The following is a 13,566-nucleotide window of genomic DNA, read 5'->3' on the forward strand; positions in this document are numbered from 1 at the left end:
CGAAAGCTGAAGTCGTCGATTCCGTTGGCCTGGTATGGTGTGAATCCAATCAGGCATAAAGTAGGGCTGAACGACCTGGAAGCTGCCGCCATTGAGGGAAGTAAGTACAGGAACACATATGTGGAGATGGTCGGGGATTACATAGAACATACGCAACTGGAAGCGATAATGTTATAATGAACAAGAACGGAGATGTCAAGATGGAGCTACTTGATCCGCGCAATGATTTTTTGTTCAAACGTATATTTGGCAGTGAAGAGAACCGTGATGTACTAATCGCTTTCCTTAACCGGACATTTGCTGAGGCTGGGAAGCCGCCACTAAGCGAGATCATTCTACTTAACCCGTACACTGACAAAGATTCTCCTCGCGATAAGCAGTCTATACTGGACATTCGTGCTAGAACAACAGAAGGCGAAATCATTAATATCGAGATGCAATTGTTTAATAAATATGATACAGAGAAGAGAACTTTGTTCTATTGGAGTAAACAATACTCCAGCCAATTACAGGAAAGCCAGTCTTATAGCCAATTGAAGCGTTGTGTGACTATTAATATCCTAAACTATACATTGCTGCCCAATGAGATGTATCATAACGTGTTTCATCTGCGTGAAGACCGGACCGGAATTTCTCTGATTGAAGACATTGAAATTCATTTTTTGGAACTTCCGAAGCTAGATGAGCAAATCGTTTCGCTGGAGCAAGGCGGTCTTGCGAATTGGTTGCTCTTTTTGAAAGGCGCAGATCAATCCAAATGGGAGGTGCTGACAATGAATGAGCCTATACTAAAGAAGGCTATGAATACGCTGGAGTTCTTAAGTCAGAATGAGGAAGCCCGCAGACAGTATGAAGATCGCCAAAAATATTTACATGATGAAGCTTCAATGTATGAAACGGCGAAGACTAGAGGGTTCACTGAAGGTGTTGCTGAAGGAAAAGCAAAAGGAAAAGCTGAAGGAAAGGCTGAAGGTGAAGCTCAGGCGAAAAGAGAGATTGCGCGGAAGCTCCTTGGACTCGGCGTTGATCTGCCTGTAATCGCTGAAGCATCTGGCCTGACGGTAGAAGAAATTAAACAACTGAAGCCACTGCAATGAACATCCGCCATTGCTAGCTACAAACCCAAGAAAGCCTCTCCAAACTACGGAGGGCTTTCTTGGTTTGAGGTCCGCTTAGAATTTATCGAATTTTTCAACCCTATATGGATGCGACTTCTCCACACTGTGTGCAGAGGGTAAGGATAAGTTTAGAGCCAAAGGAAAAAGGTTTGTTCATGGGTCTGACAACAGCGTGCCCCTCCATTTGACCTTTGGATAAAGAAGTACCCCCGCACACTTTGCACACTAACTCATCTTGATGCATACGCTCACCCTGAATTCTATTTATAGTCTACTACGTTTGGTTAGATTTAGAAGTTTAGAAGGATAATTTATCCATTCCATGATTTCTTCACACACTCTATTAACAATCAGGTGTTAAATTGAAGATATCCCCAGCTTGTATGTAGTATATACGTTCATGAACTCTTGACTCTGCCAGCTGCTGGCAGGGTCGTTTTTTAAATTATATGAATTTTTAGATGCTTCACGCTAAAAATTATCCGTTTCAGCTTGTTTATAGGTTTGCAAATCGACGTGAGATATTATGCGATTTAGAAGTTTGTATAAGATTGCCGCAGAGAAAGTGCATTGAAAGCTGATAAAGACGTGCTACTATTGTCATTAGGATTATTGAGAATGATAATCAATCACAATGATGTATAGGAGTGAAGAGATCAATGGCAAGTTGGGGTCGAAAATGTATTTGGACAGCTGTACTTGTACTGGCAATGTCCGCTTTGGCGGCTTGCGGCACGAATAATAATGCTGCCGGAGGAAAAAACGTTCAAACAGAGAATGCGGCGAATCCAACCGCAGCAAGCAATACATCTACCGATGCAAGTACCGATACTTCAGCCGATAATGGCACACGGACTGTCGTCGGGGAATTCGGAGAGGTTGAAATTCCTGTTAGTCCTAAGCGGGTGGCAGGGATCTATGTGGAGGATTACCTGAAGGCGTTAGGCGTTACCCCGGTCGTGCAATGGTATCATCCCAGCTGGGGCAAGCAGGATTATTTAAATCTGGATGTGCCGGAATACGATATTACCGGGAGCATTGAGGCATTGTTGGAAAAAAATCCGGACTTAATCATTGCCGACGGAGGAGCAGATGCAGCAAAATACGAACAATATTCCAAGGTAGCGCCAACCTACCGTCTGCCGGAGAAAGTGCTGCAGGATTCAAGACAAATGCTCACAGCTATCGCAGAGGTGCTGGGCATTCCGGAAAAGGGCGAAGCTGTACTTGCGGAGTATGACCAGAAGGTAGCGGATGGAAAAGCCAAGCTGCAGCAGGCGTTGGGGCAGGAGAAGGTAGCTGTAATCCGGCTTAACGTTGCCGAGAAAACCTTTGCGCTATTTGGTGTCAAAAACCGCTTTACGGGTGTGATCTATGATCAATTCGGTCTGACTCCCGTCCCTATGGCTGCGGAGATGACTGAATTTCAGTCCATTATTTCCGAAGAAGTGATACCAGATCTTGAGGCGGATCATATCATTGTATTCCCTGACAACGGAGGATGGGACACTGCGGAGAACGAGGAAGCAATCAAAATTCTTGATGGCCCGTTGTGGAAGAATCTTCCTGCGGTGAAGAACGGGAATATTTACAGAATGGAACGCTCCCACTGGCAGTCCGGCGCGATTACAGCCAATTCAATGAAGCTGGATGATCTGCTGAAAGCAATGGTGAAATAAACGCCAGGCAAACTGATAGACTAACCCCCAAAAATAAACAGCGGCAGCCATGGACGAGAAATAAAGTCTGGACTGCCGCTTTTTTATTGAACTGTCGTTCCCGCTAGCGATACTTCTTACTCACTAAAAACTCAACAATAGGTAATGTAATCATTGCTAATCCTAATACCCCTAATAAAAAAATGTTCATTGTTTCATTTACGATTTCATCAGCAACTAAAGCTCCAAGTATAAAAAAAAGAAGAAGAAAGTAACTTATTTTCGAGCTTCTCTCCGTAATCTTTTTTCCTAACTCGTCATCCTCAAATATACCATCTTTGTCTGCCTTGCTTCCCCAGGTGATCATAGGAAAAAACATCATTAATAGCGTTGCGATTGTTATTATTTCGTTAAATCCAACGTCTTTTCCAACCATGACCTTATAGATGGTAAAAACCACCACAATTAGAGCGGCTGCCCCTACTGCGATTGCACCTATTTTTCGGGTGTTCATTCCTCTTCTATCCCTTCATGTAAGAATAACTTATCGATTCTAACTCCTAAGTGTTTGGCAATATCAAAAGCTAATTGCAAACTTGGGTCATATTTGTTGTTTTCAATGGCATTTATGGTCTGTCTGCTAACATTGCATAAATCTGCTAACTTGCCTTGTGATATATCTTTTTGCTCTCGAAATTTTTTGATATGATTTTGCATTAAATTCCACCTTCTTCGTTAGACGGGTGTAAAAAAGTTTTTACATATAGATTTTAAAATAACATGGTTAAAGTGTCAAACATCTTTTACACCTTTGAACAGCATGGTTGATAGGCTTTCATTTTTGTTTTACACTAAGGAAATGAAAATGATTCTCAATTAGGGGGCGGGAGAATGGCAGAACAGCTCAGTGAAAGCACTGAAAAAAAGCTGTTATACAGCTTGACTAACATAGAAGCAATAGCCCAATCCCCTGCGGGAAACGGACAAATGGCTGTGTTTCAGGAGCACACATTAATCATAGTATCGGAAGGGCAGGGCTGGCTCGAAGCGGAGGAAAGGCGTTATCCTTTGGACAAGGGCGCAGGCTTTCTGATTAAGGCTGGATCTATGAACAGAATTCAGGCCGGAGAGCGGGGGCTTAGCTTTTACCGGCTTGCTTTTGAGGTTATCGGCACTGGGGATGGCAGACACCGCGGAAAGGGGAAATTGACCGGGAATGCCATGCTCCAGCCAGGTCTCTTAAGCTGCAGACCTTTTTCACAATGTGCACTGCTGCTGGATTCCATTTATCATAGCCGCAGGAGCCCCGATGACATCGAATGGTTCGCGGGTCATACCCGTTTTCAGGAGCTGCTGCTGCTGATCATGCGAGCCAATTCCCCGGCAGTTCAGACAAAGAATGATCATGAGGCGGTACAACGTTCCATTCATTATATGCAGGAGCATTACAGTGAACCGGTATCCGTCGACCAACTGGCAGAGATTGCAGGCATTGGGCGCGCGCGTTATACACAGCTTTTTAAAGAGATTACCGGCAGGATTCCCTTGGAGCATTTGAACGGCCTCCGTATCGAACGGGCGCAGCAGCAGCTGCTTCTGACCAAGGACCGGCTGCATGATATTGCACTGACTGTCGGCTATAGCAATGAGTATTATTTTAACCGGCGTTTCAAGGGAGCAGTAGGTGTTACACCCGGTCAATACAGGAGTCTTCATCAGGATGGGGTCCGTGTATTCGCGCCTTTTCTGGAGGATTATCTGCTGGCTTTGGGCATTACTCCGGTGGCCCAATATTGTCATGCCCAGTGGGGCAAGCAAGAGTACCTGGCTCTGGATCAGGTGCCGACGTTTGATATTTCCCGCGGAGATTGGTCAGAGCTTTCCCGTTACACGCCCGAGCTGATTATGCTGGATGACGGCTTTCAGCGCTGGCATTTGGGTGAGTGCCGCCGGATTGCTCCGCTGTTCAGACTCCCGTTCCACCAGGAAGACTGGCGTGCAACACTGCGTTCTGCAGCAGCTGTCTTTGGCAGAACGGAACATGTGCAGGAGGTCATCGGCCATTATGAGCAGCAGGCCCAGCAGGCGAAGCGGATCCTCAGCCGCAGCGTCCGGGGACAGACAGTAGCGTTACTCCGAATTTCTTCCTGCGGAGTTGCTCTCTATGGATGTGAGGGTCTGGGATATACAGCAAGCGTATTGCATGAGGATCTCGGGCTCCAGCAGCATCCGTTGGTCCGGCAGCTCACCCGGGGACAGAAGCGCGTGAGCCTAACAAGTGAAGAGTTGTCAGGCCTGACGGCGGATCATCTGTTCATTACTTTTGACCGGCAGGAAGGTGAAGGCCGGGAGCTGCTGGATACGCCGCTATGGAGAAGCCTGCCCGCTGTGCGCAACCGCAACGTGTACGAGGTGGATTTTATGGCCTGGATGAATTATGGTGTGCTTTCGCATCAGCGGAAGATCGAGGATGTGCTGCGGGTACTGGCGTAAAGAGCCGGTTACCTATGTGGGATAAGTTCATGAATGATTTGACTCTGCCGGATGCGGCGGGGTCTTTTTTTATATCTAATTTTGATTGAATCTAGGCATAGAAGATAGTTTCACCACTATTTAATAATAGTAAAATGTATTTTATTACTGATTCACTTATCTATTACATTTATTCTTTGGAAGAATAGAATACTATATCTAGTTCTAGGAGGTGATTCTTATGTCGATTCTCTTACCTCAGCAGTTTTACTCTCTGGCTACCAATGTTGGTAAATCTTATTTTGAAAACTTGAACAATGGAGCAAATGCTACAATTACCGTTAATAACAACGGTCCGTTTCCGATCCTTCTTGTAGTTACACGTGTCAATGCTCCTGTTATCACTTATGAAATACCTCCAGTCAATAGCCTCACGCTGGAAGTTGCTTTGCTGTTGGCAGCGGCTCTCCAGACCACAGCTGCTGGTCCTGCTACGGGTTCAATTCAAATTGCTACTGCTGATTTCTAGTTTTAAAAACGACAATAGATAGATTTGAATGTAGAGCATGTGTATCATAACCCGCCGGGCTTGTCCTGACGGGTTTGTTATTGTTTATTCGGCTGCTGACATCATGAAGAATCAAGAAGCCCCATGTATGAAGCAGTTCCGAACGTACTATAAGAATTAATCATATCTTTGACGTATATTGGCACATTTTGTATGCTTATTGAACAACTAGGGGGAGGGAGCGCAAAATAAACGGATCAGAAAATATGAGGAGTCTTTGCGATATTATTTAGAAGTTGTTTGAGCCGATCAATAGTGAACGAAACCATACAAGTACTAGGCAAAATATTATACATACACATAGTCAAATCATTTTGAAACAAAGGAGTTTTCGTAATGAGAAATATAGTAAAAAGAGTGCTATTTATCATGTGTTTGATTTTGGCTTCCGCTGGCACAGGTAGTTATGTACATGCCGACATGAATCAGACAATCCAAGTAATGGTGAATGGTCAGCTTTTAAACATGAACCAGCCAGCCGTTTATAAAAATGGCCGGGTAATGGTACCTATGCGTGCTGTCACTGAAGCTTTAAATGCTACTATTAAATTCCAGTCTGCTAAGAAGCCGATTGTGATCAAAAGCGGTTCCTTCGAGGTTTCTTTTACTTTGGGGCAAAAAACGGCCTATACGAACGGTAAGAAGCTTGCTCTTGAGGTTCCGCCGCAGAACATCAACAATACCATGATGGTGCCCATTCAGTTAATTTCCAAAGGAATGAATACAGATGTGGTATGGAAAGATGTGTGGAAGACCGTAGCTATCGAATCGAAGCATGCGGCTAGTGAGGTAGTTACAACGCAAGCTGAAGCATTACAAAAAGCTAAGGGCTTTATAGATGGAGATAACAGCACAGCAAAAATCAAGGGGCAGGAGCTTCTAAGATACTATAGCGTTAATCTGGACGGTTACAATAACGGTGTGTACCTTGTTGATAAGTACAACGGTGAAGTGCTTTATTATTCTAATTCTGATGGAGCTTTTCAAAGTATATCTCGAAGAAATGCCCTTGAAGTTTTGGAAGCAAAGATAGAAGCTCAGTCACAGGAACTAACTATTGACGACAACGATGAGATAAAAATAATCAACGGGAACAAATACTACGCTTTTAATGTTGAAATAGGAGATGAAAAATATTTTAACTCTTATGTTGTTACCACTGTGTATGTCAGTGTAGATGGAGAAACTTTCCTCATGTTGAATAAAGAGCATCAAGTTGCAGGTTTCTCTGACAAAGCTTTCTCAGAAAATATGAATGCTGTTTCTTTGAGAGTAAAAGCTTTAGAAGTTCTTGATAAAAAAGTTATATCCCTTCTTGGAAATGAACCTAATCTTATGGATGATGGTGAGATTAAGACAATCAATAAGCAAAATTACTATGTTATCGAAGTGTGTTTTGTAGGGGCAAATAATCCCTATTATTATGTGACTACTGCGTATGTAAGTGCTGATGCTAAAAGCATCTATATGCTGACGAAGGACAATAAGGTTGTTCTGTTCTCGGACAAATTGTTTGTTCAATATATAAATGATGCTCTAGAGGGATGAACGCCGCTCTTGAATGGATATTTGATGTTTAGCTTATCCGCCTTGGTTTCGTGTGTTTGACCCAACGATATGATAACCCGCCGGGCTTTTTGAGCTGGCGGGATTTCTTCGTCTTCTGGTCTACTGACTTACAAATAATTCAAAAAAATCTATCGGCGGGCATACGCGGGAGGGATAAGGGATATTGAGAGTCAGAACAGAAAGGAGCGAGTAAAACGTAACGATCAATTATCATGAGGAAGCGGACCTATTTCGTAGTAAATAAGTAGTATACGGTAACTCTATTTCGGATTTATAATTAATGCATTGAATGAAAATAATGTCAGGCGGTGTTGTGTGTTGCCATGGGAGCCAATGCTTTTCATGTTCTTTTCGACTATTGAACTCATGTCTATTTATTATTTGATTATGTCGCTCTTTAGATTCAAGTGGAAACATCATGCTTGGCAAGCCTTGTTTGTTACTTTAATAATAAATTTGCAGAGCTATTTGGTGAGGAAAGAGCTTGATATGAGCAATATCGCACCTTTAATATTGATAGTAATATTCATATTGTTTTTTGCTGCAGTTGTTAGGATGCCCCTCATACTGTCCGTTGTTGCAACTATATCAGGATATGCTATTTTTGCAGTCATACAAACTGTTATTGTACTTATCTTATTCGGTTCAATAGGAGCAATAGAAGGGAATAAAAGCAATGGATACATATTACAAGTACTTACCTCCGTAGTTATTTGCTCCTTTTTTTGGCACTACTACAGAAAAGGCAAAGGCTTTACTTTTGACATAGAGAAACTTCGATTTAAATTAGAAGATATTTTTTTAACGACGATCATCATAATTTTCCTAATTGGAATCTCAATTCTTTTATACTACAACGAAATTTATTTGAATATATTGTTCTTTTTAGTGATCTCAATTTTCTTCATTTATTACTCTACTGGGAAGGAAAAAGAAAATGATTGATCGTATATCTGAGAGGATAGCCTACAACATAAAAAAAGTTGTTCCTGATCACCCCGCATCGCAAGCGGTTCTAAAGTATGCATTAGAGGTTGTGCTAAATATTGTTTTTATCATTGTCATTACACTTGCGATATCTTTGCTCACAGGTAATTTCTCTGAAGCTTCAACGATATTAGTTTCTTTTGCATTACTACGGCAATCGTCGGGCGGTGTTCACCTTAAGTCGGGTGTAGCATGTGTCATATTTACTACGACATTGTTTACTGCGCTATCGTTTATTAACTTAAATTTATTAGTTGTACAGGTTATGAATGCAATCAGTTTTTTGATCATCTTGTGGTTAGCGCCTATTGGGATTGAAAAGCAGACTAGAATTCCCAAGCGTCACTATCCGAAGCTTAAAATAATCGGTCTGGTCTTGGTTGCTACAAATGTCATAATTTGTTCATCTGCTATAGCCGTGAGTTATTTTGCTCAATCTCTAAGTCTATTAATTGCCAGAAAGGAGGTGAAGTAAAAATGTTGAAAAAAGCGAATGTTCGAATCGCGTCTGGTTTGGCGACATGCTTATCGATGGTAGCGTTATTCATTGCAAATACAAACAGTGCGTTGTATGTGCATCAACCTGAGGTTCCAGAAGAACTACTTAAATAATACTGGAGTGGTCCGTTTGAGTATCATATCCGTGAATAAAGACCCAAAAGGCATTACCGGGTTGTTTTCTCTTGAAATACCTAAAATTAATTATATGGAATTTGAGAGAGACATATATAGGATACTCGTCCACACGATAGAAGGAGTTTACTATACAGTCGGCACATTGAAATACTGGCTAAGCACTCTAGAGGCATCGGGATATAACTTCGTGCTAGCAGACAGAAACACATTGATTCATGTTTCTAATATCTTTCAAGTGGATAAGTCGTTTCATGTGGCCTACTTCGGGGAAAATTTATCAGGAGTCGAGCAAAAGTGTTTCCTTTCTGAAAAAGGATACAAAGAAGTCAGAAAAAATATTAATTTAACAACTACAAAAATCAATTTCATTGAGTTGCCTTTATGGTAACTCTTTTTTTCTAAAATAATCACTCAGGATAAAACATATAAATTGATTATCAATCGCATCAGACTTATAAAAACAACCACTCTGACATGAGTGGTTGTTTTTATAAGCGAAAAATTCCGTCCCCAATGCGAGTGGGGAATAGAAAAAGAAAAACTCCTTATAAAATAAGGAGTTTTACGTAGTGATGCAGTATAGGACGGATGGGGTTCGAACCCATGACCCCTACCCTGTCAAGATAGTGCTCTCCCGCTGAGCTACCGTCCTGCAACGAAATTTATAATACCACAGGATGTGAGGAGATGGCAATGTTTTTTTCACGGCATATGAATTTACTCACTTACAACTTGTTCCATAGTCTCTATGCTCGGATTAAATTAACTTTTGCGTAGGGAGTGATTCCATGGCGACCATTTTTAATGAACAGAATATCTCTTTTAAACAAAGGCAGTCTCCGGTTCCGGAATTTGCTTGGCACACCAGCGAGAAGCTGGCGGGGATGGTAGGGGCGAAGCATTTGATTTTTGATATCCGGTCATTGGACCCGGGCAAGTACTCGTATCCGTATCACTTTCATAGAAATGCTGAAGAGCTGTTTGTGATTATGGCGGGCAGTGCTATGTTAAGAACTCCCGCCGGGTTACAGGAAGTCCATGAGGGCGATACGATATTTTTCGAAACCGGTCCATCAGGTGCGCATCAGCTGTTCAATCATACGGAGACGCCTTGCCGCTATCTCGATTTACGGACGAATAACGGGTTGGATGTTGCGGAATACCCTGACTCCGGGAAAATCAATATTTTGCCGTATGAGGAGCTGTATGAAACGGAGGATAGGGTGGACTATTATAAAGGCGAACATTTGACCCGGGAGATATGGGCGCAATTGAACGCTCCGGGCAAGGGTGAGGAGAAGCGGGGAGAAGACGGTGGTGAGTGATTCTTTTGCCGGCGGACTTATGAATGCTTCTTTTATATAATAGAAGAAACTTTTGGAAGAAATATCAAGATATTCTATACATAGGTTAAAAACCAGAGATAATAGGAACGTCACATCCGGTAATCCACCAAAACTCTATCGGTTTTGCCGTCTAAGGAGATGCTTGTGAATGAAAGTTACTATACACGAGACGGGAATAAAGGAGGAAAATCTAACCTACGTCGTTATTATCGTAAGGCATAATGAGCAGTGGATATTAGCTCGGCAGCGTGGTCGTACCACATGGGAATTTGCAGGTGGACATATTGATGAGAATGAAACGCCTGATGAAGCAGCGGCAAGAGAACTGTATGAAGAGACAGGAGCGGAAGACTATACGTTATTTCCAATAAGTATTTATTCGGTTACCGGAGAGTCAATGCCGGATAGTTTCGGAAAGCTCTACCTGGCCACCGTTAATAAGTTCGGACAATTGCCGGCTTATGAAATGGAAGAAATATGCGGGTTCACGGAGGTACCGGAAGAGTTAACCTATCCGATGATCTATCCTGTATTGCTGTCCAAAGTCAATGAATTTGCTGAGCAGTGCAATATTCAACTATAAAGATCATGGGAGGTCAATAACATGGCTATGCCAACTCATATTGTGGCTGTCGGCGGGATCGTGGAGAATGAGCAGGGAGAAGTGCTTTTGGTCAAAACGTTTCATGGTGGCTGGGTGTTCCCTGGGGGGCAAGTAGAGGCCGGAGAGAATCTGATGGATGCACTCATCCGGGAGATCAAGGAAGAAAGCGGAATAGACACCGAGGTCTCTCACCTGATCGGAGTGTATTCGAATACCGGAATGTACAAATGGCATGACGGCATCACCGATGTTCCGACGAAAGTAATGCTGGATTATGTATGTAAGCCGGTGGGCGGAGAACTTGCCGTTTCAGAGGAAACGTCGGAAAGCTGCTGGGTGGCTAAGGAGCTTGTGCTGGACAAGATCACAAGCATGGCGATCCGCACGCGTTATCAGGCTTATTTGGATTTTGCAGGGATCGTATCCTACATGGCCTATGAGACCAAACCAGAGTTTGCCGTCTCGCTGAAACGGAAGATATAGAACCAGCGTGGCAATCCTGCTATTCTTCACTTCGATGGCTGCAGCTAGCCTTCTTTTCTCGTTAAGGGTATGGATCAGGAAATCCAAAAGAATTCCTGCGGCAAGAAAGGTTCCGAGGGGCAGCCACAATGAAAATCTGCGCATAAACAAACACCTCGCTTCGACTATTTACTATTAGACAACCTAAGGGGAAATTCAAATGACAGTCGAATACGGAAAACTCACCTTTTTGGAAATTAAAGAAAAAGCAGCGGAAGGTTATCTGGCAATTATTCCGACGGGCTGTACGGAGCAGCAGGGTCCACACTCCACCGTTGATTTTGATACCTGGCTGGCCACAGAGCTGTCCATTGAAGCAGCGCAGCAGGCCAAGCTGAAATACGGAGTCAAGTCCCTGGTGATACCGACAATTCCTTTTGGACCTACGCCGGAGCACCGCAGCTTTGGATACGGCTTTATCGATATTCCGCAGAAGCTGTATGAAGATGTAATATACGCTGTTCTGACTTCCCTGGTGGACCAAGGCTTTAGGCAGCTGGTTATTTTTCGCGGCTGTGGCGGTCACTTGCTGGGCAATGTGGCAGTAAGGTTCAATCAGGAATATGAGGGGAAAGCCAAGGTCGATATTCCCCATCATCCGTTTCATGAGATCTGGTGCAGGCATGCTGATCCTGACATTCCGGGTGGTCATGCAGACAGCTTCACTACTTCGCTGGGACTTTATAAACATCCTGAGGATATTAGGGAAGCGCAGATCTTTAATCCTGGCAGCAGCGAGCCGGAATGGGATGATCCCAATCTGGATTTTGGCAAATATTCCACAACAGGCGTTATAGGTGACCCAACCCATGCCAATAGGGATCTTGGCGAGAAGTTGTGGAACGGCTCCGTTGAAGCCATTGCAGCAATGCTGCAGGAAATTGATCTAGCTCAGTAAAAGTTGCACAAAAGTGTGTCCGCAGCAGTTGTGTTTATGACTGTTCGGGCACTTTTTTTATTCTGACACTGCGGGGACGCGTAACGCGTAGGCTTGCACAATGAAATAGACGCCCTAACTCCCTGAAAGCTGCTGCTAATGAAGATTCGGTAGATACGATCCGTGGATCGCTGGAGCTGGGTGTGACACTTTTTGATACAGCAGATCTTTATGGTGAGGAATACCTGCTGGGGCGGGCGCTTAAAGGGCGCAGGGATAAGGCTGTAATTGCGACCAAATTCGGGGTGACGCATACTCACTAAAAACCTTGAAGTCGTCTCCCTGATTGAAGCGATGGCTGTACAAAAAGGCTGCACGACTTCACAGCTTGCTCTGGCTTGGCTGTTGGCGCAGGGCGACAATGTTGTTCCGATCCCGGGGACAAAGCGGCTGGATAGAGTGAAGGAGAACCTCGGAGCGCTTCAGGTATCCCTGTCGGCGGAAGAGCTTGCCCAAATCGAAAACATCTCACCGAAGGGGGCAGCAGCCGGCGGGCGGTTTCCCGGCCAGAATTAACCTGGATAACCGGTAGAATTAGAGAAAGCATGAGGAATACAGTGGTCTTTTGCGGTACAGCCGTTTTTTTCTACAGCCTTACGATATCAACCGGGCTATAGAAAAATCGGCTTTTTTGGAGAGACGGTACCAGTTATTGTGTTCCTGCATTGATAGTTTCAATGAATTCATAATCATAGTAGAACTGAGCCGCCGCTTCTGCTCCGAAATCGTTGTAAATGTTCAGCCTCTTGTCGGGTAAATTCCAGTAATACCGTTGAAAATTGGCATCATTGCTATACTGCCCTACACCGTAGATGCCCGCGTATTTCTCCGACAGCTTCCGGACGAGTGCTGCTCTGGCCTCTTGATCCTGTATATAATAGATGTAACCGGCGCCGCCTAACTTGTGGTTCTGCTGTTCCGGGAACAAATAGTACACCCAAGCATCGTCAAATTCCGGTGACGGATATTTATATTGCAGAATCTTTAGAGCACCATCGCCGAGCTCTTTAAAATCCAACGTTTCGCTTTCCCTCACCTCGGTAATGCTCATTCCCCAGTCGGCGCTCCGAAAGGAATGCTTCATTAGAAAAGAAGAAGAAGGCAGAAAAAGTAATATACATAAAATTGGAACTAGAGTTAGAGTTTTTC

Annotated in this window: 18 protein-coding genes and 1 tRNA gene; 15 read left to right on the forward strand and 4 right to left on the reverse strand. The window is 43.6% G+C overall.

What is annotated here, in order from left to right; translation table 11 throughout:
* Positions 1 to 200: 200 nt before the first annotated feature.
* On the forward strand, positions 201 to 1,097 hold the full coding sequence (locus MHI45_RS32555; protein WP_038599518.1) for an Rpn family recombination-promoting nuclease/putative transposase: 897 nt from the start codon (positions 201 to 203) through the stop codon (positions 1,095 to 1,097).
* A 680-nt stretch (positions 1,098 to 1,777) separates the two neighbouring features.
* Positions 1,778 to 2,797 (forward strand): ABC transporter substrate-binding protein, encoded by a 1,020-nt coding sequence (locus tag MHI45_RS32560; RefSeq protein ID WP_076112105.1) that lies wholly within the window; start codon positions 1,778 to 1,780, stop codon positions 2,795 to 2,797.
* Between the two features lie 103 nt (positions 2,798 to 2,900).
* Here the strand turns inward: MHI45_RS32560 and MHI45_RS32565 are convergent, their stop codons facing one another.
* Positions 2,901 to 3,290 carry a hypothetical protein gene (locus MHI45_RS32565; RefSeq protein WP_076112104.1) on the reverse strand — a complete coding sequence of 130 codons (390 nt, stop codon included), beginning with the start codon at positions 3,288 to 3,290 and terminating at the stop codon, positions 2,901 to 2,903.
* Entirely contained in the window at positions 3,287 to 3,493 is a 207-nt protein-coding gene (locus tag MHI45_RS32570) for a helix-turn-helix transcriptional regulator (RefSeq protein ID WP_076112102.1), read from the reverse strand. Before MHI45_RS32570 ends, MHI45_RS32565 begins: the two co-directional genes overlap by 4 nt.
* A gap of 174 nt (positions 3,494 to 3,667) precedes the next feature.
* On the opposite strand from MHI45_RS32570, the gene MHI45_RS32575 reads away from it, so the two are divergent.
* From MHI45_RS32575 to MHI45_RS32605, 7 genes are all read left to right on the forward strand, one after another.
* Positions 3,668 to 5,269: a helix-turn-helix domain-containing protein gene (locus MHI45_RS32575; RefSeq protein ID WP_076112100.1), complete on the forward strand. Its 1,602-nt coding sequence runs from the start codon at positions 3,668 to 3,670 to the stop codon at positions 5,267 to 5,269.
* A 220-nt stretch (positions 5,270 to 5,489) separates the two neighbouring features.
* Entirely contained in the window at positions 5,490 to 5,777 is a 288-nt protein-coding gene (locus MHI45_RS32580) for a hypothetical protein (protein ID WP_076112099.1), read from the forward strand.
* A 375-nt stretch (positions 5,778 to 6,152) separates the two neighbouring features.
* Positions 6,153 to 7,364: a copper amine oxidase N-terminal domain-containing protein gene (locus MHI45_RS32585; protein ID WP_076112097.1), complete on the forward strand. Its 1,212-nt coding sequence runs from the start codon at positions 6,153 to 6,155 to the stop codon at positions 7,362 to 7,364.
* 336 nt (positions 7,365 to 7,700) lie between these two features.
* On the forward strand, positions 7,701 to 8,330 hold the full coding sequence (locus tag MHI45_RS32590) for a hypothetical protein (protein ID WP_144024372.1): 630 nt from the start codon (positions 7,701 to 7,703) through the stop codon (positions 8,328 to 8,330).
* On the forward strand, positions 8,323 to 8,847 hold the full coding sequence (locus MHI45_RS32595; protein WP_076112095.1) for an accessory gene regulator ArgB-like protein: 525 nt from the start codon (positions 8,323 to 8,325) through the stop codon (positions 8,845 to 8,847). Before MHI45_RS32590 ends, MHI45_RS32595 begins: the two co-directional genes overlap by 8 nt.
* A gap of 2 nt (positions 8,848 to 8,849) precedes the next feature.
* Positions 8,850 to 8,984, forward strand: a complete 135-nt coding sequence (locus tag MHI45_RS32600; protein ID WP_083675738.1) for a cyclic lactone autoinducer peptide — start codon at positions 8,850 to 8,852, stop codon at positions 8,982 to 8,984.
* A 16-nt stretch (positions 8,985 to 9,000) separates the two neighbouring features.
* A complete protein-coding gene (locus MHI45_RS32605) occupies positions 9,001 to 9,396 on the forward strand; it encodes a LytTR family transcriptional regulator DNA-binding domain-containing protein (protein WP_076112094.1) in 396 nt (131 codons plus the stop codon).
* Between the two features lie 192 nt (positions 9,397 to 9,588).
* Here the strand turns inward: MHI45_RS32605 and MHI45_RS32610 are convergent.
* A tRNA-Val gene (locus MHI45_RS32610) sits at positions 9,589 to 9,660 on the reverse strand.
* Positions 9,661 to 9,796: 136 nt separating this feature from the next.
* On the opposite strand from MHI45_RS32610, the gene MHI45_RS32615 reads away from it, so the two are divergent.
* The 6 genes from MHI45_RS32615 to MHI45_RS32640 all read left to right on the forward strand — a co-directional run bounded on the left by MHI45_RS32615 (position 9,797) and on the right by MHI45_RS32640 (position 12,933).
* Positions 9,797 to 10,333: a cupin domain-containing protein gene (locus tag MHI45_RS32615; protein ID WP_076112092.1), complete on the forward strand. Its 537-nt coding sequence runs from the start codon at positions 9,797 to 9,799 to the stop codon at positions 10,331 to 10,333.
* A 169-nt stretch (positions 10,334 to 10,502) separates the two neighbouring features.
* On the forward strand, positions 10,503 to 10,937 hold the full coding sequence (locus tag MHI45_RS32620; RefSeq protein WP_076112090.1) for an NUDIX hydrolase: 435 nt from the start codon (positions 10,503 to 10,505) through the stop codon (positions 10,935 to 10,937).
* Between the two features lie 21 nt (positions 10,938 to 10,958).
* Positions 10,959 to 11,441: an NUDIX hydrolase gene (locus MHI45_RS32625; protein ID WP_076112089.1), complete on the forward strand. Its 483-nt coding sequence runs from the start codon at positions 10,959 to 10,961 to the stop codon at positions 11,439 to 11,441.
* 199 nt (positions 11,442 to 11,640) lie between these two features.
* Positions 11,641 to 12,378: a creatininase family protein gene (locus MHI45_RS32630; RefSeq protein WP_076112088.1), complete on the forward strand. Its 738-nt coding sequence runs from the start codon at positions 11,641 to 11,643 to the stop codon at positions 12,376 to 12,378.
* A gap of 122 nt (positions 12,379 to 12,500) precedes the next feature.
* The gene (locus MHI45_RS32635) at positions 12,501 to 12,680 is read left to right on the forward strand and encodes an aldo/keto reductase (RefSeq protein ID WP_083675736.1); all 180 of its coding nucleotides are present in this window, start codon (positions 12,501 to 12,503) and stop codon (positions 12,678 to 12,680) included.
* Between the two features lie 31 nt (positions 12,681 to 12,711).
* Positions 12,712 to 12,933, forward strand: a complete 222-nt coding sequence (locus MHI45_RS32640; protein ID WP_076112086.1) for an aldo/keto reductase — start codon at positions 12,712 to 12,714, stop codon at positions 12,931 to 12,933.
* 133 nt (positions 12,934 to 13,066) lie between these two features.
* On the opposite strand, the gene MHI45_RS32645 is transcribed toward MHI45_RS32640, so the two are convergent.
* Positions 13,067 to 13,468: a hypothetical protein gene (locus MHI45_RS32645; RefSeq protein WP_076112085.1), complete on the reverse strand. Its 402-nt coding sequence runs from the start codon at positions 13,466 to 13,468 to the stop codon at positions 13,067 to 13,069.
* Positions 13,469 to 13,566: the final 98 nt, after the last annotated feature.

This window comes from Paenibacillus sp. FSL H3-0321 (assembly GCF_038002865.1).
In the GTDB taxonomy this organism is placed as follows: Bacteria; Bacillota; Bacilli; order Paenibacillales; family Paenibacillaceae; genus Paenibacillus_AQ.

Excerpts from the sequence above, each read along its gene's own strand:
- MHI45_RS32555 (WP_038599518.1), top strand. The coding sequence starts at position 201 with ATGGAGCTACTTGATCCGCGCAATGATTTTTTGTTCAAACGTATATTT.
- MHI45_RS32560 (WP_076112105.1), top strand. The coding sequence starts at position 1,778 with ATGGCAAGTTGGGGTCGAAAATGTATTTGGACAGCTGTACTTGTACTG.
- MHI45_RS32565 (WP_076112104.1), bottom strand. The coding sequence starts at position 3,290 with ATGAACACCCGAAAAATAGGTGCAATCGCAGTAGGGGCAGCCGCTCTA.
- MHI45_RS32570 (WP_076112102.1), bottom strand. The coding sequence starts at position 3,493 with ATGCAAAATCATATCAAAAAATTTCGAGAGCAAAAAGATATATCACAA.
- MHI45_RS32575 (WP_076112100.1), top strand. The coding sequence starts at position 3,668 with ATGGCAGAACAGCTCAGTGAAAGCACTGAAAAAAAGCTGTTATACAGC.
- MHI45_RS32580 (WP_076112099.1), top strand. The coding sequence starts at position 5,490 with ATGTCGATTCTCTTACCTCAGCAGTTTTACTCTCTGGCTACCAATGTT.
- MHI45_RS32585 (WP_076112097.1), top strand. The coding sequence starts at position 6,153 with ATGAGAAATATAGTAAAAAGAGTGCTATTTATCATGTGTTTGATTTTG.
- MHI45_RS32595 (WP_076112095.1), top strand. The coding sequence starts at position 8,323 with ATGATTGATCGTATATCTGAGAGGATAGCCTACAACATAAAAAAAGTT.
- MHI45_RS32600 (WP_083675738.1), top strand. The coding sequence starts at position 8,850 with ATGTTGAAAAAAGCGAATGTTCGAATCGCGTCTGGTTTGGCGACATGC.
- MHI45_RS32615 (WP_076112092.1), top strand. The coding sequence starts at position 9,797 with ATGGCGACCATTTTTAATGAACAGAATATCTCTTTTAAACAAAGGCAG.
- MHI45_RS32620 (WP_076112090.1), top strand. The coding sequence starts at position 10,503 with ATGAAAGTTACTATACACGAGACGGGAATAAAGGAGGAAAATCTAACC.
- MHI45_RS32625 (WP_076112089.1), top strand. The coding sequence starts at position 10,959 with ATGGCTATGCCAACTCATATTGTGGCTGTCGGCGGGATCGTGGAGAAT.
- MHI45_RS32630 (WP_076112088.1), top strand. The coding sequence starts at position 11,641 with ATGACAGTCGAATACGGAAAACTCACCTTTTTGGAAATTAAAGAAAAA.
- MHI45_RS32640 (WP_076112086.1), top strand. The coding sequence starts at position 12,712 with ATGGCTGTACAAAAAGGCTGCACGACTTCACAGCTTGCTCTGGCTTGG.
- MHI45_RS32645 (WP_076112085.1), bottom strand. The coding sequence starts at position 13,468 with ATGAGCATTACCGAGGTGAGGGAAAGCGAAACGTTGGATTTTAAAGAG.